Source organism: Sinomonas halotolerans, from assembly GCF_039615075.1.
GTDB classification, from domain to species: domain Bacteria; phylum Actinomycetota; class Actinomycetes; order Actinomycetales; family Micrococcaceae; genus Sinomonas; species Sinomonas halotolerans.
Genome location: NZ_JBDFRB010000017.1, coordinates 23,913 through 42,854, shown reverse-complemented (window position 1 = coordinate 42,854; position 18,942 = coordinate 23,913). Strand labels below are relative to the sequence as shown.

Annotated in this window: 21 protein-coding genes and 1 pseudogene; 18 read left to right on the top strand and 4 right to left on the bottom strand. The window is 73.7% G+C overall.

Annotation, left to right across the window (positions count from 1 at the left end; genetic code table 11):
• Nucleotides 1-65: 65 nt before the first annotated feature.
• Genes ABCQ75_RS14530 through ABCQ75_RS14500 form a run of 7 tightly spaced genes read left to right on the top strand, consistent with a single transcriptional unit; the run spans nucleotide 66 to nucleotide 7,716 of the window.
• Nucleotides 66-1,244, top strand: coding sequence for a polyprenyl synthetase family protein (locus tag ABCQ75_RS14530; RefSeq protein ID WP_345886278.1), 1,179 nt, complete (start codon nucleotides 66-68; stop codon nucleotides 1,242-1,244).
• Nucleotide 1,245: 1 nt separating this feature from the next.
• Nucleotides 1,246-2,184, top strand: coding sequence for a phytoene/squalene synthase family protein (locus ABCQ75_RS14525; protein ID WP_345886277.1), 939 nt, complete (start codon nucleotides 1,246-1,248; stop codon nucleotides 2,182-2,184).
• On the top strand, nucleotides 2,181-4,052 hold the full coding sequence (crtI, locus tag ABCQ75_RS14520) for a phytoene desaturase family protein (protein WP_345886276.1): 1,872 nt from the start codon (nucleotides 2,181-2,183) through the stop codon (nucleotides 4,050-4,052). The genes ABCQ75_RS14525 and crtI overlap by 4 nt, the downstream gene beginning before the upstream one ends.
• Nucleotides 4,049-4,420, top strand: a complete 372-nt coding sequence (locus tag ABCQ75_RS14515; protein ID WP_345886275.1) for a lycopene cyclase domain-containing protein — start codon at nucleotides 4,049-4,051, stop codon at nucleotides 4,418-4,420. Before crtI ends, ABCQ75_RS14515 begins: the two co-directional genes overlap by 4 nt.
• Nucleotides 4,417-5,667 (top strand): prenyltransferase, encoded by a 1,251-nt coding sequence (locus tag ABCQ75_RS14510; protein ID WP_345886273.1) that lies wholly within the window; start codon nucleotides 4,417-4,419, stop codon nucleotides 5,665-5,667. The genes ABCQ75_RS14515 and ABCQ75_RS14510 overlap by 4 nt, the downstream gene beginning before the upstream one ends.
• Nucleotides 5,664-7,142 (top strand): cryptochrome/photolyase family protein, encoded by a 1,479-nt coding sequence (locus ABCQ75_RS14505; protein WP_345886271.1) that lies wholly within the window; start codon nucleotides 5,664-5,666, stop codon nucleotides 7,140-7,142. The genes ABCQ75_RS14510 and ABCQ75_RS14505 overlap by 4 nt, the downstream gene beginning before the upstream one ends.
• Nucleotides 7,143-7,152: 10 nt before the next feature.
• Nucleotides 7,153-7,716 (top strand): MarR family winged helix-turn-helix transcriptional regulator, encoded by a 564-nt coding sequence (locus ABCQ75_RS14500; RefSeq protein ID WP_345886269.1) that lies wholly within the window; start codon nucleotides 7,153-7,155, stop codon nucleotides 7,714-7,716.
• A gap of 13 nt (nucleotides 7,717-7,729) precedes the next feature.
• On the opposite strand, the gene ABCQ75_RS14495 is transcribed toward ABCQ75_RS14500, so the two are convergent.
• Nucleotides 7,730-8,404 carry a LuxR C-terminal-related transcriptional regulator gene (locus ABCQ75_RS14495; protein WP_345886267.1) on the bottom strand — a complete coding sequence of 225 codons (675 nt, stop codon included), beginning with the start codon at nucleotides 8,402-8,404 and terminating at the stop codon, nucleotides 7,730-7,732.
• A 252-nt stretch (nucleotides 8,405-8,656) separates the two neighbouring features.
• On the opposite strand from ABCQ75_RS14495, the gene ABCQ75_RS14490 reads away from it, so the two are divergent.
• Nucleotides 8,657-9,094, top strand: coding sequence for a hypothetical protein (locus ABCQ75_RS14490; RefSeq protein WP_345886266.1), 438 nt, complete (start codon nucleotides 8,657-8,659; stop codon nucleotides 9,092-9,094).
• Nucleotides 9,091-9,291 (top strand): hypothetical protein, encoded by a 201-nt coding sequence (locus ABCQ75_RS14485; protein WP_345886265.1) that lies wholly within the window; start codon nucleotides 9,091-9,093, stop codon nucleotides 9,289-9,291. Before ABCQ75_RS14490 ends, ABCQ75_RS14485 begins: the two co-directional genes overlap by 4 nt.
• A gap of 76 nt (nucleotides 9,292-9,367) precedes the next feature.
• On the opposite strand, the gene ABCQ75_RS14480 is transcribed toward ABCQ75_RS14485, so the two are convergent.
• Nucleotides 9,368-10,840, bottom strand: a complete 1,473-nt coding sequence (locus ABCQ75_RS14480; RefSeq protein WP_345886264.1) for a multicopper oxidase family protein — start codon at nucleotides 10,838-10,840, stop codon at nucleotides 9,368-9,370.
• Nucleotides 10,824-11,291, bottom strand: a complete 468-nt coding sequence (locus tag ABCQ75_RS14475) for a hypothetical protein (RefSeq protein WP_345886262.1) — start codon at nucleotides 11,289-11,291, stop codon at nucleotides 10,824-10,826. Before ABCQ75_RS14475 ends, ABCQ75_RS14480 begins: the two co-directional genes overlap by 17 nt.
• 216 nt (nucleotides 11,292-11,507) lie before the next feature.
• On the opposite strand from ABCQ75_RS14475, the gene ABCQ75_RS14470 reads away from it, so the two are divergent.
• The 3 genes and pseudogenes from ABCQ75_RS14470 (at nucleotide 11,508) to ABCQ75_RS14460 (ending at nucleotide 14,224) form a co-directional block, all read left to right on the top strand.
• Nucleotides 11,508-13,508, top strand: a complete 2,001-nt coding sequence (locus ABCQ75_RS14470; protein ID WP_345886260.1) for a sensor histidine kinase — start codon at nucleotides 11,508-11,510, stop codon at nucleotides 13,506-13,508.
• Nucleotides 13,495-13,755: pseudogene (locus ABCQ75_RS14465) on the top strand (response regulator transcription factor); the annotation flags it as partial. The gene ABCQ75_RS14470 and the pseudogene ABCQ75_RS14465, both read left to right, overlap by 14 nt.
• Before the next feature lie 106 nt (nucleotides 13,756-13,861).
• Complete coding sequence (locus tag ABCQ75_RS14460) at nucleotides 13,862-14,224, top strand: response regulator transcription factor (RefSeq protein WP_345886259.1); 363 nt, start codon at nucleotides 13,862-13,864, stop codon at nucleotides 14,222-14,224.
• On the opposite strand, the gene ABCQ75_RS14455 is transcribed toward ABCQ75_RS14460, so the two are convergent.
• The gene (locus ABCQ75_RS14455) at nucleotides 14,210-14,623 is read right to left on the bottom strand and encodes an SRPBCC family protein (RefSeq protein WP_345886258.1); all 414 of its coding nucleotides are present in this window, start codon (nucleotides 14,621-14,623) and stop codon (nucleotides 14,210-14,212) included. The genes ABCQ75_RS14460 and ABCQ75_RS14455 overlap by 15 nt on opposite strands.
• A gap of 59 nt (nucleotides 14,624-14,682) precedes the next feature.
• Here ABCQ75_RS14455 and ABCQ75_RS14450 point away from each other — a divergent pair, with 59 nt between their 5' ends.
• The 6 genes from ABCQ75_RS14450 (at nucleotide 14,683) to ABCQ75_RS14425 (ending at nucleotide 18,794) form a co-directional block, all read left to right on the top strand.
• Nucleotides 14,683-15,567 (top strand): ribonuclease Z, encoded by an 885-nt coding sequence (locus ABCQ75_RS14450; RefSeq protein ID WP_345886314.1) that lies wholly within the window; start codon nucleotides 14,683-14,685, stop codon nucleotides 15,565-15,567.
• Between the two features lie 168 nt (nucleotides 15,568-15,735).
• Entirely contained in the window at nucleotides 15,736-15,903 is a 168-nt protein-coding gene (locus ABCQ75_RS14445; RefSeq protein WP_345886257.1) for a hypothetical protein, read from the top strand.
• Nucleotides 15,904-15,995: 92 nt separating this feature from the next.
• A complete protein-coding gene (locus ABCQ75_RS14440) occupies nucleotides 15,996-16,430 on the top strand; it encodes a DUF4383 domain-containing protein (RefSeq protein WP_345886256.1) in 435 nt (144 codons plus the stop codon).
• Between the two features lie 229 nt (nucleotides 16,431-16,659).
• Nucleotides 16,660-17,250 carry a sugar O-acetyltransferase gene (locus ABCQ75_RS14435; RefSeq protein ID WP_345886255.1) on the top strand — a complete coding sequence of 197 codons (591 nt, stop codon included), beginning with the start codon at nucleotides 16,660-16,662 and terminating at the stop codon, nucleotides 17,248-17,250.
• Complete coding sequence (locus tag ABCQ75_RS14430; RefSeq protein WP_345886254.1) at nucleotides 17,243-17,908, top strand: TetR/AcrR family transcriptional regulator; 666 nt, start codon at nucleotides 17,243-17,245, stop codon at nucleotides 17,906-17,908. Before ABCQ75_RS14435 ends, ABCQ75_RS14430 begins: the two co-directional genes overlap by 8 nt.
• 109 nt (nucleotides 17,909-18,017) lie before the next feature.
• Complete coding sequence (locus tag ABCQ75_RS14425; RefSeq protein WP_345886252.1) at nucleotides 18,018-18,794, top strand: AMIN-like domain-containing (lipo)protein; 777 nt, start codon at nucleotides 18,018-18,020, stop codon at nucleotides 18,792-18,794.
• Nucleotides 18,795-18,942: the final 148 nt, after the last annotated feature.

The window sequence follows — 18,942 nt, the reverse complement described above, 5'->3', positions numbered from 1 at the left end:
GAAGATCATATTTCTCGACAATCGAGATATCAACGATGCCCCAGAATCGCGCCCGAGGAGAGCCAATGCGAACGGTCACGACAGCAGCGGGGGCCCGGCCCGGCCCGGACGGCGCCCCTGCCGGTCCCCTCGGCGGCCTCCTGGACGGCCCCTTGGGGTGGGACGATGTCCGCCCCGCCACCGAGCACGCCATCGCGGAGTGGGTGGAGTCCTCGCGCGCCGGCGCGCCCACAGCGAGCCTCGCGGTCCTGTGGGACCGCATCGGCCAGGGGCTCGAGGGCGGCAAGCGGCTCCGGCCCCAGCTCCTCGCCCTCGCCTACGGCGCGTACGGGGGCCGCGACGAGTCCGCGTGCGCGCTGCTGGGCGCCTCGGTGGAGCTGCTCCACGGCGCGCTCGTGGTGCACGACGACGTGATCGACCGCGACTTCCTCCGCCGAGGCCGCCCCAATGTCGCCGGCCTCTACCGCGAGGACGCCCTCGGGCGGGGCCTGCCGGACGACGAGGCCCGCCACCTCGGCGCCTCGGTCGCCGTGATCGCGGGCGACCTCCTCCTCGCAGGATCCCTCCGGCTCGCCCAGGGCGCCTCCGAGGACCCCGAGCTCGGGGCCCGGATCGCGGACGTGGTCCACGCCGCGGTCTCCGACGCCGCGGCGGGCGAGCTGGACGACGTGCTCATGGCCCACAGCACGGGGAACACGCTCGAGGACGTGCTCGAGATGGAGCAGCTCAAGACGGCCGCCTACTCATTCGCCGCCCCCCTGCGCCTCGGCGCGATGCTCGCCGGCGCCCCCGAGCCGCAGTGCGAGGACGCTGCGCGGGTGGGGATGCTCATCGGTGCCGCCTATCAGGTGATCGACGACGTGCTCGGCACCTTCGGGGACGAGCGCCAGACCGGCAAGCCCGTCACCTCCGACCTGCGCGAGGGCAAGCTCACGGTCCTCACGGCCTACGCCCGGAACCACCCCGAGGTGGCCCGCCACCTCGCGGCCGGGCAGGGCGGCACGTCCGGGCGTGCCGGGAACGCCGCCGGGGCGGCGGGCGCGCACGAGGAGGCGGACGGCGTCGACCGCGTGGACAGGATGCGCGAGGTGCTGCACGACGCCGGCGCGGACGAGTACGCGCTCTCCCTCGCCCACGCGATGGTCACCGAGGCGCTCGACGAGGCCCGCCGACGCGAGCTCCCGCCCGCCCTGCGCTCCGAGCTGACCCGGATCTGCAACCACGTGCTCCACCGGGACCACTGACATGACCGCCCAGACGGCAGCCGCGCAGACGCCCCTGGCGCGGTACACGGACGCTGCCGAGGCAGGCGCCGCCGTGGTGATCCGCCGCTACTCCACCTCGTTCGGGCTCGCGTGCCGGCTGCTCGCGCCGCCGCAGCGGCGGGACATCGAGAACGTCTACGCCCTCGTGCGGATCGCGGACGAGGCCGTGGACGGCGCGGCCGCGGAGGCAGGGCTCGGCACGGAGGCGGTCCTCGACCAGCTCGCGCGGCTCGAGGACGAGACCCTCGCCGCGATCGGCCTCGGCTACAGCACCAACCCCGTGGTCCACGCGTTCGCCGGCACGGCGCGGCGGGCCGGGATCGGTCCCGAGCTGACCGGCCCGTTCTTCGCCTCGATGCGCCGCGACTGCGACCCCGGCGGCCACACCGAGGACTCCCTCGGCGTGTACATCCACGGCTCGGCCGAGGTGGTGGGGCTCATGTGCCTGAAGGTGTTCCTCGCCGGGGTGGGCGTGCTCCCGGCCGAGCGCGCGGTGCTCGAGGAGTCCGCCCGCCGCCTCGGCGCCGCGTTCCAGAAGGTCAACTTCCTGCGCGACCTCCGGCAGGACGGCCAGGAGCTGGGCCGGGCCTACTTCCCGGGCGTGGACCCGCTGCACGTGACCGAGGCCGAGAAGACTCGCCTCCTGGCCGACCTGCGCGCGGACCTCGACGCCGCGCTGCCGGGCCTGCGCCGCCTCCCCGCCTCGTCCCGCCGCGCCGTGGCGCTCGCGCACTCCCTCTTCGCCGAGCTCGCGGACCGGATCGAGGCGTGCCCCGCCGAGGTCCTCGTCACGACCCGCGTGCGCGTCCCCGCGCTGGCCAAGCTCCGGCTCGCCGCCGCCGTCCTCCTGGGCCTGGGCCCGGCCTTCGCGCACGACGCCGGTCCCTCGCCGGCGCTGCCCGAGCGGCGGGCCGCGTGAACCGCCCCCAGCGGGCGCGGCGCCCCGCACGCCGCCAGCCGCGCGCCGTCGTCGTGATCGGAGGCGGGATCGCCGGACTCGCCACCGCGGGCCTGCTGGCCCGGGACGGGCACGCCGTGCAGCTGCTCGAGCAGAACCACGCCCTGGGCGGGCGCGCCGGGCGCTGGGAGTCGGGCGGGTTCAGGTTCGACACCGGGCCCTCGTGGTACCTCATGCCGGAGGTGATCGACCACTGGTTCCGGCTCATGGGCACGAGCGCCGGCGAGCAGCTGCGGCTCACCTCCCTGGACCCCGCGTACCGGGTGTTCTTCGAGGGGCAGCCCGCCCCCGTGGACGTGCCCGCCGGCCGCGAGGGCGCGGTGGCGCTCTTCGAGTCCCTCGACCCCGGCTCCGGCGCCGCGCTCGCGGCGTACCTGGACGAGGCGGAGGACGCCTATTCGGTGGCGCTGCGGCACTTCCTCTACAACGACTTCGGCTCGCTGCGCGGGCTGGCACACCCCGAGGTGCTCGGCCGGGCCGCGCGCCTGGCCGCACTCCTCGCGCAGTCCCTGCATGGCCGCGTGGCCCAGCGGTTCGGGGACCCGAGGCAGCGGCAGATCCTCGGCTACCCGGCCGTGTTCCTCGGCACCACCCCGTACCGTGCGCCCGCGCTGTACCAGCTCATGAGCCACCTTGACCTCGCCCAGGGCGTCCTCTACCCCGAGGGCGGGTTCGCCGCGCTCGTCGATGCCATGGAGCGGCTCGCCCGCGCCGCCGGCGCGCAGATCCACACCGGGGCGCGGGCCACGCGGATCGTCACGGGCCCCGCAGCTGGGCGCCCGCGGGTGGAGGGCGTGGTGTGGACCGACGACGCCGGCCGCGAGCACCGCGCGGGCGCCTCCGTCGTCGTCGGCGCGGCGGACCTGCACCACCTCGAGACGGCGCTGCTGCCCGAGGAGCTGCAGGCCCACCCCGAGCGGGCCTGGGCGCGCCGCGACCCCGGCCCCGGCGCGGTCCTCGCGTGCCTCGGCGTGCGCGGCCGGCTGCCCGAGCTGGCCCACCACAGCCTCTTCTTCGCCAGCGACTGGCGGGACGGGTTCGGCCGGATCGGGCAGGGACGCGCGCCCGGGGAGACCACGTCCGTGTACGTCTCCCGCACGAGCGCGACCGACCCGGGCGTGGCCCCGCTCGGGGACGAGAGCCTGTTCGTCCTCGTGCCCTCCGCCGCCGCGCCGGAGTGGGGCCGCGGGGGGCACGACGGCGCGGGCTCTCCCGCCGTCGAGGCGATCGCCGATGCGGCGGTGCGGCAGGTGGCCGCGTGGGCCGGGGTGCCGGACCTCGCGGAGCGGATCGCCGTGCGCCGCACGTGGGGCCCGGCCGACTTCGCCGAGGACGTCAACGCGTGGCGCGGCGGGGCCCTCGGCCTCGCGCACACCCTCGCCCAGAGCGCCGCGTTCCGGCCGGGCAACGCGAGCCCGAAGGTGGAGGGGCTCCTCTACGCCGGGGCGTCCGTGCGGCCCGGGATCGGGGTGCCCATGTGCCTCATCAGTGCAGAGCTCGTGCTCAAGCGCGTCCGCGGGGACGCCCGGCCGGGCCCCTTGGGTCCGCCCCTCGCCGCCCCCCAAGCACCCGGGGTCACCTCCCAAGGACCCGGGGTCACGTCCCAAGGACCTGGGGTCACCTTCCAAGGACGCGGGGTCACCTTCCAAGGACGCGGGGTCACCTCCCAAGGACGCGGGGTCACCTTCCAAGGACCTGGGGTCACGTCCCAAGCACCCGGGGCCACGTCGGCGAACCCAGACGGAGCCGGGGCGCCGGAGCCTGTCCGCGTGGCGGGCGGAGCCGGGGCGCCGGAGCCTGTCCGCGTGGCGGGCGGAGGGCATGCATGACCTACCTTGTGGCGATCCTCGCCGCCGCCGCAGGGGTGGCCGCCCTGGACGCGCGGTTCCGGCTCGCGTTCTGGCGCGCCCCGCTCGCCACGGCCCTCGCGGTCGCGGCGGGCACGGCATTCTTCCTCGCGTGGGATGTCGCGGCGATCGCCGCGGGCATCTTCCGGGCGGGGACCTCGGTGTGGGCCTCGGGGATCATGCTCGCCCCCGAGCTCCCGCTCGAGGAGCCCGTGTTCCTGGCCTTCTTCTCCTACACGGCCCTGGCCCTCTACGCCGGTGCCGCCCGGATCCTTGAAGGGCGCGGCCGAGCGGGCCAGAACCCAGGCCCGGCTCGCGCCGCGGAACCAGACCGGGTGGCCGGGCCATGACGTACCTGGCCCTCGACCTCGCCTTCCTGGCCGCGGCAGGAGGGATCGCCGTCGTGCTCGCTGCCTCCCGGAAGGCGCGCCGCCCGGCCACCATGCCGCTCCTTGCGGCCGCCGCGGCACTGCTCGTGCTCACCGCCGTCTTCGACAACCTCATGATCGCCGCGGGCCTCTTCTCCTACGCGCCGGAGTCGCTCACGGGGACGGCGGTGGGGCTGGCCCCGGTCGAGGACTTCGGCTACCCGCTCGCGGCGGCCGTCCTCGTGCCGGCACTCTGGACGCGGCTGCGCGGGCGCGAGGGGTTCCTGCGTGCGCTGCTCGTCTCCTCTCGTCCGGTCTCGTGGGTCAACACGGCGTACCCGTTCGCGGCGGCCTACCTCCTGGCCGGCGGCGGGGTGGACTGGCGGCTCGCGGTGGGGACCCTGTTCTTCCTGGTTCCCTACAACCTCGCGATGTACGGCACCAACGACGTCTTCGACTACGCCTCCGACGTGCTCAACCCGCGCAAGGGCGGCGCCGAGGGTGCCGTGCTCCCGCCGCCCCTGCACCGCCCGGCGCTGTGGGCGGCGTGGGGCGGCTGCGTGCCGTTCGTGGCGCTGCTCGTGCTGGGCGGCGGCCCGGCGAGCTGGGCGGTGCTCGCGGTCTCCCTCTTCGCCGTGGCCGCGTACAGCGTGCCGGGGCTTCGCTTCAAGGAGCGCGCGGTGCTGGACTCGGCGACCTCGAGCACGCACTTCGTCTCGCCCGCCGTGTACGGGCTGGCGCTTGCGGGTACGGGACTGACACCGGCCGCCGTGGCGATCCTCGGCGCGTTCTTCCTGTGGGGCATGGCGAGCCACGCGTTCGGCGCAGTGCAGGACATCGGGCCGGACCGGGAGGCCGGGATCGGCTCGGTGGCGACCCTCGTCGGGGCGCGCGCCACGGTTCGCTCCGCCGTCCTCGGCTACCTCGCGGCGGGCGCGCTCGTCGCCGCCAGTGGATTCATGCCCGGAGCGGCATTCATGGGGACGGGGGAACCTATGCCCGTCGGGGCATCCACGGCTGCGGCTGCGGGAGCGGGCACGGGCCCGGCTCCCGGGCTGCTCGCGGGCCTGCTCGCGCTCCCGTACGCGGTCAACGCGGCCGTGTTCTGGGGCGTGACGGACGACGACGCGGCGCGCACCCGGGCGGGCTGGCGGCGCTTCCTGTGGCTCAACTACGCGACGGGCTTCGCCGTGACCCTGCTGCTGATCTGGATCTGGATGGAGCAATGACCCAGCACCCTTCCCTCGTATGGTTCCGCGACGACCTCCGCGTGGCGGACAACCCCGCACTGCGCGCGGCCCTCGCGCACGGGCCCACGGTGGCGCTCTACGTCCTGGACCAGGACTCGCCCGGCATCCGCCCCCTCGGCGGGGCCGCGCGGTGGTGGCTGCACCACGCGCTCGTGGACCTCGCGGCGTCCCTGAAGCACCTCAACGTGCCCCTCGTGCTCCGCAGGGGCCCGGCAGCCGCCGTCGTGCCCCAGGCCGCCGAGGACTGCGGTGCCGGCCATGTGGCGTGGAACCGCCGCTACGGCGGGCCGGAGCGGGACGCCGATTCCGCCGTGAAGGCCGCGGTCCGCGCGGCCGGACGCACGGCCGAGAGCTTCCACGCCTCCCTCCTGCACGAGCCGTGGGAGCTGGCCACCCGGCAGGGCACGCACTACAGGGTGTTCACCCCGTTCTGGCGCGAGCTCTCCGGCCGGGACCACCGCAATCCCCTGCCTGCACCGCGCGGCCAGGAGTCGCCCCGCGGCATCCAGGCCGCCCTGGAGTCCGATGACCTCGCCGACTGGGGCCTCCTGCCCACCCGGCCCGACTGGTCGGGCCCGCTCGCCGAGGCGTGGGAGCCGGGCGAGGCCGCGGGCCACCGGCTGCTCGAGGAATTCGTTGGGGCCCGCTCGGGCCGCGGCGCCCCGACTGGGCCCGCTGGGCTCGCTGCCTACCCGGACACCCGGGACCTCCCCGCCCGCGGGGGCACGAGCCGCCTCTCCCCGTACCTGCGCTGGGGCCACGTGAGCCCGTTCCAGGTGTGGCACGCCGTGGCCGGGCACCGGCGGGACGCGCCCGAGGGCAGCGCGGTCTTCGCCTCCGAGCTCGGCTGGCGCGAGTTCGCGTGGCACACGCTCTACCACCGCCCGGACCTGGGCACCGCGAACCTCCGCCCCGAGTTCGACGCGTACCCGTGGCATCGAGCCGACGGCGGAGACAGCAGGGCGGGCGGCGCCGACGACGACGGGGACGCCCGCGCGCTCCTGGCCGCGTGGCAGCGGGGGCGCACGGGGTTCCCGATCGTGGATGCGGGGCAGCGCGAACTGTGGGCCACGGGCTGGATGCACAATCGGGTGCGGATGGTCTCGGCGAGCCTGCTCGTGAAGAACCTCGGCATCCACTGGCGCGCCGGGGAGGAGTGGTTCTGGGACACTCTCGTGGACGCGGACGCCGCCAGCAACCCGTTCAACTGGCAGTGGGTGGCGGGCTCCGGGGCGGACGCCTCGCCGTTCTTCCGCATCTTCAACCCTGAGGCGCAGGCGAAGAAGTTCGATCCCGACGGCGAGTACGCCCGTGCGTGGATCCCGGAGCTCGGCACGGACGGATACCCCGAGCAGTGCGTGGACCTGGCCCAGAGCCGCGCCGCCGCGCTCGAGGCGTACCGGGAGGCCAAGGACGCCGGCGCGTTCGAGGCTGCGGCGAGGGGGCGAGCCTAGAATGTCCGACGTGCACGACCACTCCGAGTCCGCCGGGCCCCCCGAAGCCGCCCGCCCAGGGACGGGCGCCGAGCCCGGCCAGGGGCGCGACCAGATGCGCGGCGCCCCGGGCTTCGAGCTGCTCTTCCTCCTGCAGAAGTTCACCAACGAGGCAGAGCGCTACGCCGAGACGGTGCGCCGCCAGCACGGACTGGCGCGCAACGACATCCACGCGCTCAACGCCGTGGTGGAGGCGGAGCGGGAGGGCACGACGGCGACCCCCGGCGCGCTGCGCGAGCGGCTCGTGCTCAGCTCGGCGGCGATGACGTCCGTGCTGGACCGCCTCGAGCGCTCCGGGCACCTCGAGCGCCGGCCCTCACACGCGGATCGTCGTCAGGTGGAGCTCGCCGCCACGCCCAGTGCACGGGCGACCGGCCGGGAGATGTTCGACCCGATGGTCCGGCACATGCTCCCCGTCCTCGCGGAGTACACGCCGGCGCAGCTGCAGCTCGTGACCGGGATGGTCAACCGGCTCACGCAGGCGATCGCGGAGGCCCGCGAGGAGCTGACGCACGGTCCCGCACCGGAGCACTGAGCGTTCCGTACGGTCAGTTGCGCCCCTGCCCGCCGCCGTTGGGGTCTGGCCCGAACGCCGTCCTGAAGTGGAGTGCCGCCTCGGTGCGGTGCTTGGCCCCGAGCTTGGCCAAGACGGACGACGCGTAGTTCTGCGCGGTCTTCTCGGCCAGTGAGAGCTCCCGGGCGATCTCCCGGTTGGTCAGGCCTTGGCCGATGAGCGCGAGCACCCTCCGCTCCTGCGGGGTCAGGACCCGCAGGCGAGGATTCGCGGCGTCAGGGGCTGCGAGGCTGCGCCGGATGCGGGACTCGGCATCCGGGTCGAACAGCGGCTCGCCGGCCGCGGCGCGCAGGATGGCGTCCAGGAGCTCGCCGTTGCTGATGTCCTTGGCGAAGTAGCCGTGCGCACCCGCCAGGATCGAGTCGAGGATGGCCTCCTGGTCATGGGCGTCGTTGAGGATGATGCACCGGATCCGCGGGTCCATGGAGCGGAGCTCACGGCAGACCTCGACGGCGAATCCGTCCATGATGGTGGTCCCGAGGACGGCGACATCCGCTCTGAGCCCGGTGATGTCCCTTAAGGCCTCGCGCGCCGAATCCGACTCGCCCACCACGGCCACGCCCGCGCCCTCGAGCAGGCTGCGGAGTCCTCTCCTGACCAGTTCGTGCCCGTCCAGGATGAACACGCGGACGTGCCGCGTGCTCCTCATCGGTCTGTTGGACTGCGGCAACACTGCTGCCTCCTGGAGCTCCAGTGCGCAGGGCCTTGCCCCCCTGCTGATGTCCAAGACCCCAGCACCCCATATCGTTTGTCTTGATAATTCCCCGGAAAGCCCTCGGCAAGCGGCCTCCCGGGAACGTCTAGGGACTTTTTGCCCTCCAGCAAGGGGCCGGGGATGGCCGATTCTGGATGGACTGTGTGACAGCCCCCACGTGTTCCAGACCCCCCCACGGAGGCACCCGTGAAGCATGCTCTGGCAGCAGCCCCACGTCCCGCGGCCCATGCCGTTCCCCCTCGCGCCGCCCGCGCCGATACGGCCTGGACCGAGGCCGCCCGCACCGCCGCGGTCCGGCTCTGGTCCGAACGCGCAGACGAACTCAGATCCCATAGGACGGCTGCCCGCTGCGACGAGGCACGGGCAGCCGCACTCGCCCTCCAGGCCCTGCGCGGCGTGGTCGGCGTCCTGACCCTGCATCCCGGGGACCTCGTGGCAGCGCGGCACGCGGTGGTGAAGGCCCGCCTCCGGCTCCAGCGCACCGCGGGGCTCGCCAAGGCGGGGCAGGAGGCTCCTCCCGTGTTCGAGCGCACGGCCGAGGCGCTCGCGGCGCTCGAGGCGTTCCTCGCCCCGGCCGGCCTGCTCGCCGGGACGCGCCCGGGTGCCGACGGAGGACGCCGGTGACCGCCGCCGTCGTGCCCCGGGTGGCAGCAGCGGCAGGCGACGCCGACGAAATGGCGCCGGGACAGGGCGAGGCGCATGCGCACGCACTCCGCCGGCACGAGCGCCTCGTCGCGGAGCTCATGCGCGCTGGGCTCGGCGAGGAGCAGGCGCGCGCCCAGATCTCCCGGCTCGAGGCAGGCGAGGTCTGGGGAGGCTGACCTGCGCGCGATCGCCCCTTGTGGGCCAGCGGTGCGGGAGGTGCAGCAGCAGGGCCTCCCGCACCCGGCGCGGCAGTCACTCGGGCTGGTTGCCAGCGGCCCCGTTGACAGTGAACGGAGTCGAGACGCCCTCGTACATCACGTGCGCCACGAGGCCGTCGAGCGCGTGGGCGAGGGTGTGGCAGTGGGCCATCCAGATGCCCGGGTTGTCCGCAGTGAAGGCGACCTCATAGGCCTCGCCCGGGTGGACGTCCAGCGAGTCGGCCCACCACGGGCTCCCTGACGCCTGCTCCCCGTTGCGCGAGAGCACGAGGACATGATGGCCGTGCAGGTGCATGGGGTGCACATCGCCGGTCTCGTTCGCAATGCGGAGCACGACGACGTTGCCCTCGCGCACGTGGAACATCGGCACGTCCGGGAAGAGCCGGCCGTTGACGGTCCAGAAGCTGCCGGGGCGCCCGTCGAGGAGGCCGAGGCGGCGTCCGATCGTGTAGTCGAAGACGAGGTCGGGCGAGCGCGGGTCGAAGCCGACCGGCGCGGGGCTGCCGTAGGAGAGCAGATCGAGCGTCCCCTCCGGCTGCCGGGCGGCAGGCGCCTCCGCGCCGGGATCGCCCACGAAGACGCTCCGGGCGCCGCCGAGGTGCACGCGTGCCGCGCCGGAGGCCGGCGCCTGCACGGTGACGTCCATGCGTCCGCCCGCGGGCACCAGCACCTTCCGCCCTTCCACGCTGGTCGGCGCGTTCACGTCGCGCCCGTCGGTCGCGACGACCCGCAGGGGGGAGTCCGACCAGACGGCGGCGGTGCCCTGGTCGGTGTTGATGACGCGGATTCGGGCGGTTGTCCCGGGCCGGGCCGCCACGTGCTCGTCCTCCGCGCGCCCGTTGAGGGTGTGCTGGCCCCCGTAGACGTGCAGGAGGGCGACGACGTCCGGCCCACCTGGATTGCCCGGCCTGCGGGGCTCGACGACGACCGCGCCGAGCAGCCCGCGCTCCACCTGCTCGTGGGAGACCTGGTGCGAGTGGTACCAGTAGGTGCCGGCGTCCTCGGCGACGAACCGGTAGACGTGCCGCCGGCCCGGCGGGACCGCGTCCTGGGTGACGCCTGCGACGCCGTCGGCGGCGTTCGGCACGTCGATGCCGTGCCAGTGCAGGGTGGCCCCGACCGGGACGGACTCGTTGGCGAACACCACCTCGACCAGGTCGCCCTGCCGTGCCCGGATGGTCGGCCCCGGGGACGTTCCGTTGACCGTGTACCCCTCGACGGGGCGACCGCCCGGCACCTCGACCGTCTCCTGCCTCGCGACGAGCTCGGCGTGGACGTCGGCGGGTCGGAGTGGGTCCGCGGTCAGCGCTGGCACGCTGAGGGCGCCGACGGGCTGGCCTGCGCCTGTCCCTGCGCCCGTGCCCGGGGCATGGCCCCCGTGCCCGCCGCCCATGTCCATGACCGAGTACTCGCCGAGCAGTGTCGAGCTCCAGCCCAGGGCCCCGAATCCGACCGCAACGGCCGCGGCAGCGGCAGCGGCCCACCGGGACCTAGGTCGCAACGGCATCGGACGCGGACTTCTCGGCACCGAAGACGGAGCGCCGGCCTACGCGCAGCGCCGTGAAGACGGCGGCGAGCAGCACGGCCAGGGCGTTCGCGCCATGGACCAGGCCGAGATAGGGCATATCGGCGATGGAGTACCCGAGGGTGATCTGCAGCGCCACGAGGGCCAGCACGATGGCCGCCCAGAGCCGCGCGCCGCGCACCTTCACGAAGAACGCCACGCCCAGCAGCAGGAGGGCGGCGATCGGGATGACCATCCCGCCCACAATGCCGTGGATGGGGAACCCGAGGTCGCCCGTGAACGTCGCCTCGCGGCTCTCGACCAGGGCCTTGTCGATGACCCCGCCGGACTGGATGTAGTGCGCCATCCCGCCCAGCCCGAAGGCGATCGACGCGGCCTGGACGACGACGCCCGCCGCGATGGTCCAGGCGATGGCCGAATAGATCCTGCGCATGAGGTCCTCCTTGGTGCGTGATGAAGGTCGGGGATCCCCTCACCCCACGGTAGGGAGACGAGGACCGGGCTTGTAAGGGGGATGGCCGCAGTGCGGAATGGGGGAGAGCCACTATGCCGGCGCGGGGGTTTCCCCCTCCCGCGGATCCCGAAGGAGGCGGACCATAGGGCTGTGGGCCGCAGATGGGCATTGCTCGCAGCGCTCGCTCCAATCGGAGTGGCGTCGCTCGTCTATGTCGTGATCGTCCGTGGCTTCGTCGCACCGGACGACCACGGCCTCGGCTGGCCCCTTCTGGGCGTGCTGCCGGTCTTCGCCTTCGGCATGTGGCTCCTCACGGTCTCTTCGTCACGCTCGGCGGTCTTCATCTCGGCCGCGGCCACGGCAATGGCTGTCGGCTCGGCGTACGAGACGTATGCGTTCGAGGATCCGGAGCTGGTCCACCGGCCGTGGTTCCTGCTCGCGAACACGATCGCCATGCTGGCCGACGCGGTCGCCGGCGCCGGGCTCCTCAGCATGATTGCGGGCTTCCCCACCGCGGTCCTCGAGCGGCGCTGGCAGCGGACCGCGGTCGCCCTCCTCTGGGTTCCCGTGCTGGCCGTCCCGTCTTCGCTCTTCGTGACCCCGCATGTCCTGGTCCCGCAGTTCGCCGGACTGTCCGAGGGCCGCTCCAACCCACTCGCCGTCCCCGCCCTGGCGTGGGCCGCGCCGGTGCTCGAATGGGTCGTCGTCGAGTGGCCGCTCATGCCGCTCGGCGTCGCCGTGCTCCTGAGCAGGGCGCTGTTCGGGGCGCCGGAGGTCCGCCAGCAGACGCGGGTCATGATGTGGACCGTCGTGGCGACTGTCGTCAGTTTCGGGCTGTGGCTGCACGGGCCGGCCAACGTCGTCGTGACGGTCGCCGTCTTCGCATCCCTGACGGCGATCCCCCTCGCCGCCATCCACGGCATCCTGCGCTACGGCGCCTTCGACATCGCCACGGACGAGCGCGGGCGGGCCGTGACACGTTCGGCCAGCCTCCTCATCACCGTCTTCTACGCCATAGCGGTGGCGGCGCCGGCCGTGCTCCTCAGGGACAGGCTCTCGGGAATCGGCGCCGCCCTCCTCACCACAGCGCTCGCCGTCTGCCTGCTGCCGATGCGCGCGTGGCTGCAGCAGTGGATCCATCGAGCCGTCTTCGGGGACCCGCGCCGCCAGCTGACGCTCCTGCGCGAGCTCGGGTCGAGGCTGGAGCAGTCGGTCGAGCCCGACGATCTGCTCGCCCGCCTCGCCGAAGCTGTGCGCGATGGCCTCGACGCCTCATGGGTGCGGATCACCCTCGTCGGCCCCGGCAGCCGGTCCGTGGGTTCGCCCACCGTCGTGGTGGGCGACGCGCGGGGGGAGGCCACGGCGTCGTGTGACCTCGGGCAGGCGGGCGAGACGCTGGGCCGCATCGAGGTGGGCCCCCGGCGCCGCGGGGAGTACAGCGACCAGGAGCGCGACCTGCTGCGGACGGTGGCAGGGCAGGCCACGACTGCGGTCGCGAACGTCAGGCTCACGGCCCGGCTCGCCGAGCAGCTCGACGCGCTGACCGCCTCCCGCGAGCGGCTCGTCGCCGCGCAGGACGACGAGCGCAAGCGCCTCGAGCGCGACCTCCACGACGGGATCCAGCAGAACGTCGTGGCGCAGATCGCCGGCCTGCGCCTCGCCCGCAACCGGCTCCAGCGCGGCCAGCTCACGCCCGAGGAGCTCGCCGAGCTGCAGGACCAGGCCCGCGAGACGCTCACCGACCTTCGCGAGCTGGCGCACGGCATCCACCCGCCCGTGCTCAGCGACAGCGGGCTCGTGTCCGCGGTCGAGTCGAGTGCCGCCCGGTTCCCGATACCCCTGACGGTCGACGCCGACGAGCACCTCCGCGCCGAGCGGTTCCCCAGCGATGTGGAGACAACCGCGTACTACGTGGTCCGCGAGGCGCTCGCGAACACCGCCAAGCACGCCCACGCGACCCATGCTTCCGTGGCGCTGGCAAGGAACGACGGACGCCTCCGGATCTCGATCAGCGACGACGGGTGCGGGCTCGGCGCCCCTGCGCCGGCAGCCCGCGGCGGCCTCGCGAACATCCGCGACCGTGTGGCGGCCCTGCGGGGCAGTGTGAGCGTCTTCGGCAACGAGCCCTCAGGAACCACGGTGCTGGTCGAGCTCCCGGTGCAGAAGGAAGGGGACGGGCGCCATGCCGTCGGATGAGCCGGACGTGCTCCGAGTCGTGATCGCCGAGGACAACTACCTCGTTCGCGAGGGCGTGCGGCGCCTCCTGGTGGACTCCGGGGAGGTGGACGTGGTCGCCTGCACGGGCGACGCCGTCGAGCTGCTCGATGCCGTGCGCCGCTTCTCGCCGGACGCCGTGCTCACCGACATCCGGATGCCGCCCGGGCACCAGATGGAGGGGATCGATGCGGCGCGTGCGATCCGCGCCGCCCACCCGGACACGGGCGTCGTCGTGCTCTCGCAGCACGCGGACGAGAGCTACGCGCTCGCGCTCTTCGCGGAGGGATCGGCCGGCCTCGGGTACGGACCGTGTCGGCGACCTCGAGGACCTCGTGCATGCGCTGCGCGAAGTGCGGCTCGGGGGCTCGGTCATCGACCCCCTCATCGTGGACACGCTCGTGCGGCGCCGGAGCGCCGCCGCGGCCAACCCGCTGGCCGAGCTGTCGCCGCGGGAGCTGGAGGTGCTGCGGGAGATGGCGCGCGGAAGGACAAACGCCGGCATCGAGCAGGCGCTGTACCTGTCGTCGTCGACCGTCGAGAAGCACGTCAACGCCATCTTCACGAAGCTCGGCATCCCCGCGACGGGCGTGCACCGGCGGGTCGCCGCGGTGCTCGCCTTCCTGCAGGGCGACGGCGACGGTGCGGCTCGCCGCGGCGGACCCCCTCCCCCCGCACCCGGCCTACCGCGAGGGTGACTCGAGGAGGACCTCGTCGAGCCGCGCGAGGACGCCCGGCCAGCCCGAGCCCATGCCGTTGAAGGCCTGCTCCCCCATGGGCGTGTCGAACCGGAAGCCCGCGTGCTCGAGGTGCAGCAGAGTGCCGCCGTCGACCGGCTCGAGCCGCCACGTGACGGTCGTGTCGAGCACGCCCTCGGCGAAGAGGAAGGTCATCTCGCGCTCGGGGGAGACGGTCAGGACCTCGCACTGCTGGGTGCCCCAGGCGCCCATGTCGAGGGTGAAGCGGTGCCCGACGGTGGGGGCGATGTCCCCGGCGGCCCACCAGCGCGCCAGGAGCTCGGGCTGCGTGAGGGCGGACCAGACGGCCGCGGGCGGGTGGGGGAGCTGCCGCTCGAGGCGGATCACGGGCTCAGTCATGGATGGTTCTCCTCGTCCAGAAGGTTCTCGAGAGCGTCCAGGCCACCATACTGGGCACCATGCGCGAACTCGTGGTCCTCGGCACGGCCTCCCAGGTGCCCACCCGGACGCGGAACCACAACGGCTACCTCCTCCTCTGGGACGGGGAGGGGCTCCTCTTCGACCCGGGCGAGGGCACCCAGCGCCAGATGATCCACGCCGGCGTCTCCGCGACAAGGGTCACGCGCATCTGCCTGACCCACGTCCACGGCGACCACTGCTATGGGCTGCCGGGCGTGCTCTCCCGCATGGCGCTCGACGGCGTGCAGCACCCCGTGCACCTGCACTACCCCGCGTCCGGGGAGGACGTGGTGCGCGCGCTCGTCGCGGTGGCCTCGCCCGGCGTCGACCTCCGTCTGGTCCCGCACGGCGCGGCAGGCGAGGTGGCCGACGGCCTCGAGGTGCGGCCCCTGCGGCACCGCATCGAGACGTACGGGTACCGGCTCGCCGAGCCAGAGGGCCGCACGCTCGTCCCCGAGCGCCTCGCGGCCGTGGGGATCAAGGGGCACGACGCCGGGCGGCTCGCGCGGGAGGGCCGGCTCGCCGGGGTGCGGCTCGAGGACGTCAGCGTCCCGCGGCCCGGCCAGCGGTTCGCGTTCGTCATGGACACTGCCGTGTGCGAGGGCGCCGAGGCGCTCGCGGACGGTGCCGACCTCCTCGTCGCCGAGAGCACCTTCAGCGACGACGACGCCGCGCTTGCCGAGCAGTACCTCCACCTCACCGCCGGGCAGGCGGGCGCGCTCGCGGGCTCGGCCGGGGCGCGGAGCCTCGTCCTGACCCACTTCTCCTCGCGCTATCCCTCGGTGGGCGGGCTGGAAGAGCAGGCACGGCGGCAGGCGCGCGGCGCCGTCGTGCGCGCTGCGGACGACGGCGACCGGTTCGGCTTCCCGAAGCGGCGCGCCTGAACCGGCGCGCGGCTGCGCTGGCACGTGCACAACCGGCGCAGGGCGACCCAGCACAAAGCTGTGCGGATCCTCGCGGTTCCCTTCGCCGCCCGGCAGCGGACCGGGCGCATCCTTGACCTCAGTTCCCGAAGCCGCGCAGGCGGCGCGGGGTTCGTCAGGAGGATTCCAGTGGTCAGGTTCCGCAAGGCCAGCAAGCCCGGGGTGACGGTGAAGTACGTGGGGGGCCGGTTCACGGTGAGCCTGCGCGGAGAGACCCTGGACGTGGCGGTCGAGCGGGAGCCGCACGGCGAGACGGAGATCATGGAGGCGCTCCAGCGCCTCCTCAAGTGCTACTGACGCGGCGGCGCTAGAACTGCTACCGCTGGGTATAGACCGGTTGCCGGGCTTCTCCACCCAACGACCGGCATCCGTCCGACCAAGGAGTACCCATGGCCACTACCACCGCAGCGCGGACGCCCGCGCAGACCGCCTCGGCCGCTGTCGGCATCGTCTTCCTCCTCGTCGCTGTGCTCGGGTTCGTCCCGGGCATCACCACCGGGGCGCTGGACGGCGCGGGCCACGATTCCAGCGCGCTCCTCCTGGGCATCTTCCAGGTGTCCGTCCTGCACAACATCGTGCACCTGCTCTTCGGCGTGGCCGGCCTGGCGATGGCTCGGACGCACGGCGGTGCCCGGTCCTTCCTCGTCTGGGGCGGCGCTGTGTACCTGGTGCTGTTCCTCTACGGTCTGTTCGTGGCCGGTCCCAACCCCGCGAACTTCGTCCCCGTGAACGCCGCGGACAACATCCTGCACCTCGTGCTCGGCATCGGCATGCTCGCCCTGGGCCTCGCGCTCGGGCGCCGCGGGCACACCGCCCGGGTCTGACCGCGCCCGGGTCTGACCGCGCGCGTCGCGCGCAAACGGCGCGACCGGCACGAGGCCCGGTGTGAGCTCCTGCCCGTTATGGATCCCGGCACTGGCCCGAAGGCGGCGTGTCGGTGCTGACACGCCGCTGAGGGGATCCATCACGAGCACGAAAGAACGCCCCTCTGGGCGACTCCGGCGACGGGTGCTATATGGACATATGTCCATAGGGGCCATACCCTTGCAGACCATGGGCTACTTCGCAGGCGACCCCCGGACCAACCGCGAGCGGATGCTCGCTGGCGAGCTCTACATCTCGGACGACCCGGAGAGCGCCCGCCGCGCCCAGCGTGCGGTGCAGCTCGCCGACGCGTACCACCGTGCGGCGGTCGCAGACGAGGGCCTCGCCCGCCCGCTCCTCGCGGAGCTCCTCGGCGAGCTCGGCGAGGGCGCCTTCATCAAGCCGCCCCTGTACGTGGACTACGGCGAGCAGATCTTCGTCGGTGCACGCACGTTCATCAACTACAACCTGACGGCGCTGGACGTCGCGCGCATCACGATCGGCGAGGACTGCCAGATCGGCCCCAACGTCCAGCTGCTCACCCCTACGCATCCCATCGAGCCGCAGCCCCGCAGGGACAGGCTCGAGGCGGCGGAGCCCATCACCGTCGGGGACAACGTGTGGCTCGGCGGCGGCGTGATCGTGTGCCCGGGCGTCACGATCGGCGAGAACAGCGTCATCGGCGCCGGCTCGGTCGTCACCAGGGACATCCCGGCCAACGTCGTCGCGGTCGGCAACCCCGCGCGGGTCATCCGGGTCATTGACGACGCCGATGCCTGAGCAGGCGGCGCGACCCGCCCCGGGTGCCGCGACGGGCAGCGGGGGCACCGCCGCGCCGTCGGGCGCCGCGAGCCAGGCCCCTCCCGCGCCCTCCGAGCGGGCGGCGCGCCGACCGCGGAGGACCGACCCGGACCGTCGCGGCCGGATCGTCGAGGCGTGCCTGGACGTGATCGCTGACGTGGGGGTCGCGGGCACGACGCACCGCCGGATCGCGGCAGCGGCGGACATCCCGCTCGGCTCGATCCACTACCACTTCGAGGGCATGGACGAGCTCCTGCGCGAGGCGTTCACGCGTTTCGCCGGGACCGTGGGGGAGGTGTTCGAGCGGCGGCTGGCCGGCGCGGGGGACTGCGAAGCCGCGAAGGCCGCCGTGGTCGCGATCATCACCGAGGACGTCCTCGGCACCCAGCGCGAGCTCGTCCTCACCCACGAGCTCTACACCCTCGCCGCCCGCAGTCCGGGCTTCCGCGACATCACGAACGCGTGGATGGCGCGCAGCCGCCGCGCGCTCGAGGCCCGCTTCGACCCGGTCACCGCGAGGCTCCTCGACGCGCTCATCGAGGGCCTCACCATCCACCGTGCCCTGGACAACGTGCCGCACGACCCCGCCGCGGCGGCGGACGCCGTCGAACGCCTCACGGGGAGCGCCCGGCTGTAGCCGCCCGCGGGCGGGTGGGACTGCTGGCCGCAGGGGCCAAAGCCTCTGGGGAAACCCTGCGGGTCCACCCATCCTTGATGGCGTGACACCAGGACCCCAAGGAGCAGCCATGCCAGCGTCCTTCATCCGCCCGCGCCTCCTCTGCCTGGCCGGCACTGCCGCCGTCCTGCTGTCCGGGTGCGTCGGCCAGCCCTCCCCGGCCCCCACGGCCACGGTGACCACGACCGTCACGGCGACGGTGACCGCGACGGCGACCAGTTCGCCGTCGGCCCCAACCCCACCGGCTGACACCAGCGGGACGGCCTCCCCCCGCCCGGGTGACCGGGTCATCTCCTCAGCCCTCAAGCACGACTGGGGGATCCCCGCGCCGGGTTCGCCCTGGCGGATCGCGCACGAGCTCCGGCCGCCCATCGCGCAGCCGCCCGAGCCTCCCCTCCCGTACCTCTACACGATCGGCGTGGGCGCGCACCCCTCCGGCGAGGCCCGCCCCTATGACCAGATGAGCTTCCGCTTCAAGGGCGCCTTCCCCGGCTACGAGCTCGAGTACGTGCCCCAGCTGATCCAGGACGGCAGCGGCGCGACGATCCCGATGCCGGGCACGGCGGCCGTCCTCCGCATCCGCTTCAACCCCGCCCAGGCCCACACCGAGGACGGGACGGCGAGCACCATCGTGTCCGCTCCTGACCCCGCGGTGGGCTACACGGCCATCACCCGCTACGCCTCGGCGGGGGACTTCGAGGGCTACCTCACCTACGGCGTGGGAGTGGGGCGCGCGGGCAGTTCCGCCCGGAGCCAGGTCCGCGTGATCGAGGTGGAGAAGATCGAACAGGGGCAGCACCTGTTCGTCGTCGCGGTGCAGGTGGACCAGACGCCCTGGAGGCGCTAGGGCAGCCGGCTCATCCCGCAGCCCCCGCATCTGCGCGCGGCCGCCCCGCTGTGCGCGCTCGTGCTCGTGTTCGGCACCGCAGGGCCCCTCAGGCGGCGTGTCGGTCCCGGCGCGCCGCCTCCGCGGTCCATAACGAGCACGAACGAAC

What these genes read in the sequence shown, in the direction of transcription:
- ABCQ75_RS14530 (WP_345886278.1), top strand. Translation starts at nt 66, where the DNA reads ATGCGAACGGTCACGACAGCAGCGGGGGCCCGGCCCGGCCCGGACGGC.
- ABCQ75_RS14525 (WP_345886277.1), top strand. Translation starts at nt 1,246, where the DNA reads ATGACCGCCCAGACGGCAGCCGCGCAGACGCCCCTGGCGCGGTACACG.
- ABCQ75_RS14515 (WP_345886275.1), top strand. Translation starts at nt 4,049, where the DNA reads ATGACCTACCTTGTGGCGATCCTCGCCGCCGCCGCAGGGGTGGCCGCC.
- ABCQ75_RS14510 (WP_345886273.1), top strand. Translation starts at nt 4,417, where the DNA reads ATGACGTACCTGGCCCTCGACCTCGCCTTCCTGGCCGCGGCAGGAGGG.
- ABCQ75_RS14505 (WP_345886271.1), top strand. Translation starts at nt 5,664, where the DNA reads ATGACCCAGCACCCTTCCCTCGTATGGTTCCGCGACGACCTCCGCGTG.
- ABCQ75_RS14495 (WP_345886267.1), bottom strand. Translation starts at nt 8,404, where the DNA reads ATGAGGAGCACGCGGCACGTCCGCGTGTTCATCCTGGACGGGCACGAA.
- ABCQ75_RS14480 (WP_345886264.1), bottom strand. Translation starts at nt 10,840, where the DNA reads ATGCCGTTGCGACCTAGGTCCCGGTGGGCCGCTGCCGCTGCCGCGGCC.
- ABCQ75_RS14475 (WP_345886262.1), bottom strand. Translation starts at nt 11,291, where the DNA reads ATGCGCAGGATCTATTCGGCCATCGCCTGGACCATCGCGGCGGGCGTC.
- ABCQ75_RS14455 (WP_345886258.1), bottom strand. Translation starts at nt 14,623, where the DNA reads ATGACTGAGCCCGTGATCCGCCTCGAGCGGCAGCTCCCCCACCCGCCC.
- ABCQ75_RS14450 (WP_345886314.1), top strand. Translation starts at nt 14,683, where the DNA reads ATGCGCGAACTCGTGGTCCTCGGCACGGCCTCCCAGGTGCCCACCCGG.
- ABCQ75_RS14440 (WP_345886256.1), top strand. Translation starts at nt 15,996, where the DNA reads ATGGCCACTACCACCGCAGCGCGGACGCCCGCGCAGACCGCCTCGGCC.
- ABCQ75_RS14435 (WP_345886255.1), top strand. Translation starts at nt 16,660, where the DNA reads ATGGGCTACTTCGCAGGCGACCCCCGGACCAACCGCGAGCGGATGCTC.
- ABCQ75_RS14430 (WP_345886254.1), top strand. Translation starts at nt 17,243, where the DNA reads ATGCCTGAGCAGGCGGCGCGACCCGCCCCGGGTGCCGCGACGGGCAGC.
- ABCQ75_RS14425 (WP_345886252.1), top strand. Translation starts at nt 18,018, where the DNA reads ATGCCAGCGTCCTTCATCCGCCCGCGCCTCCTCTGCCTGGCCGGCACT.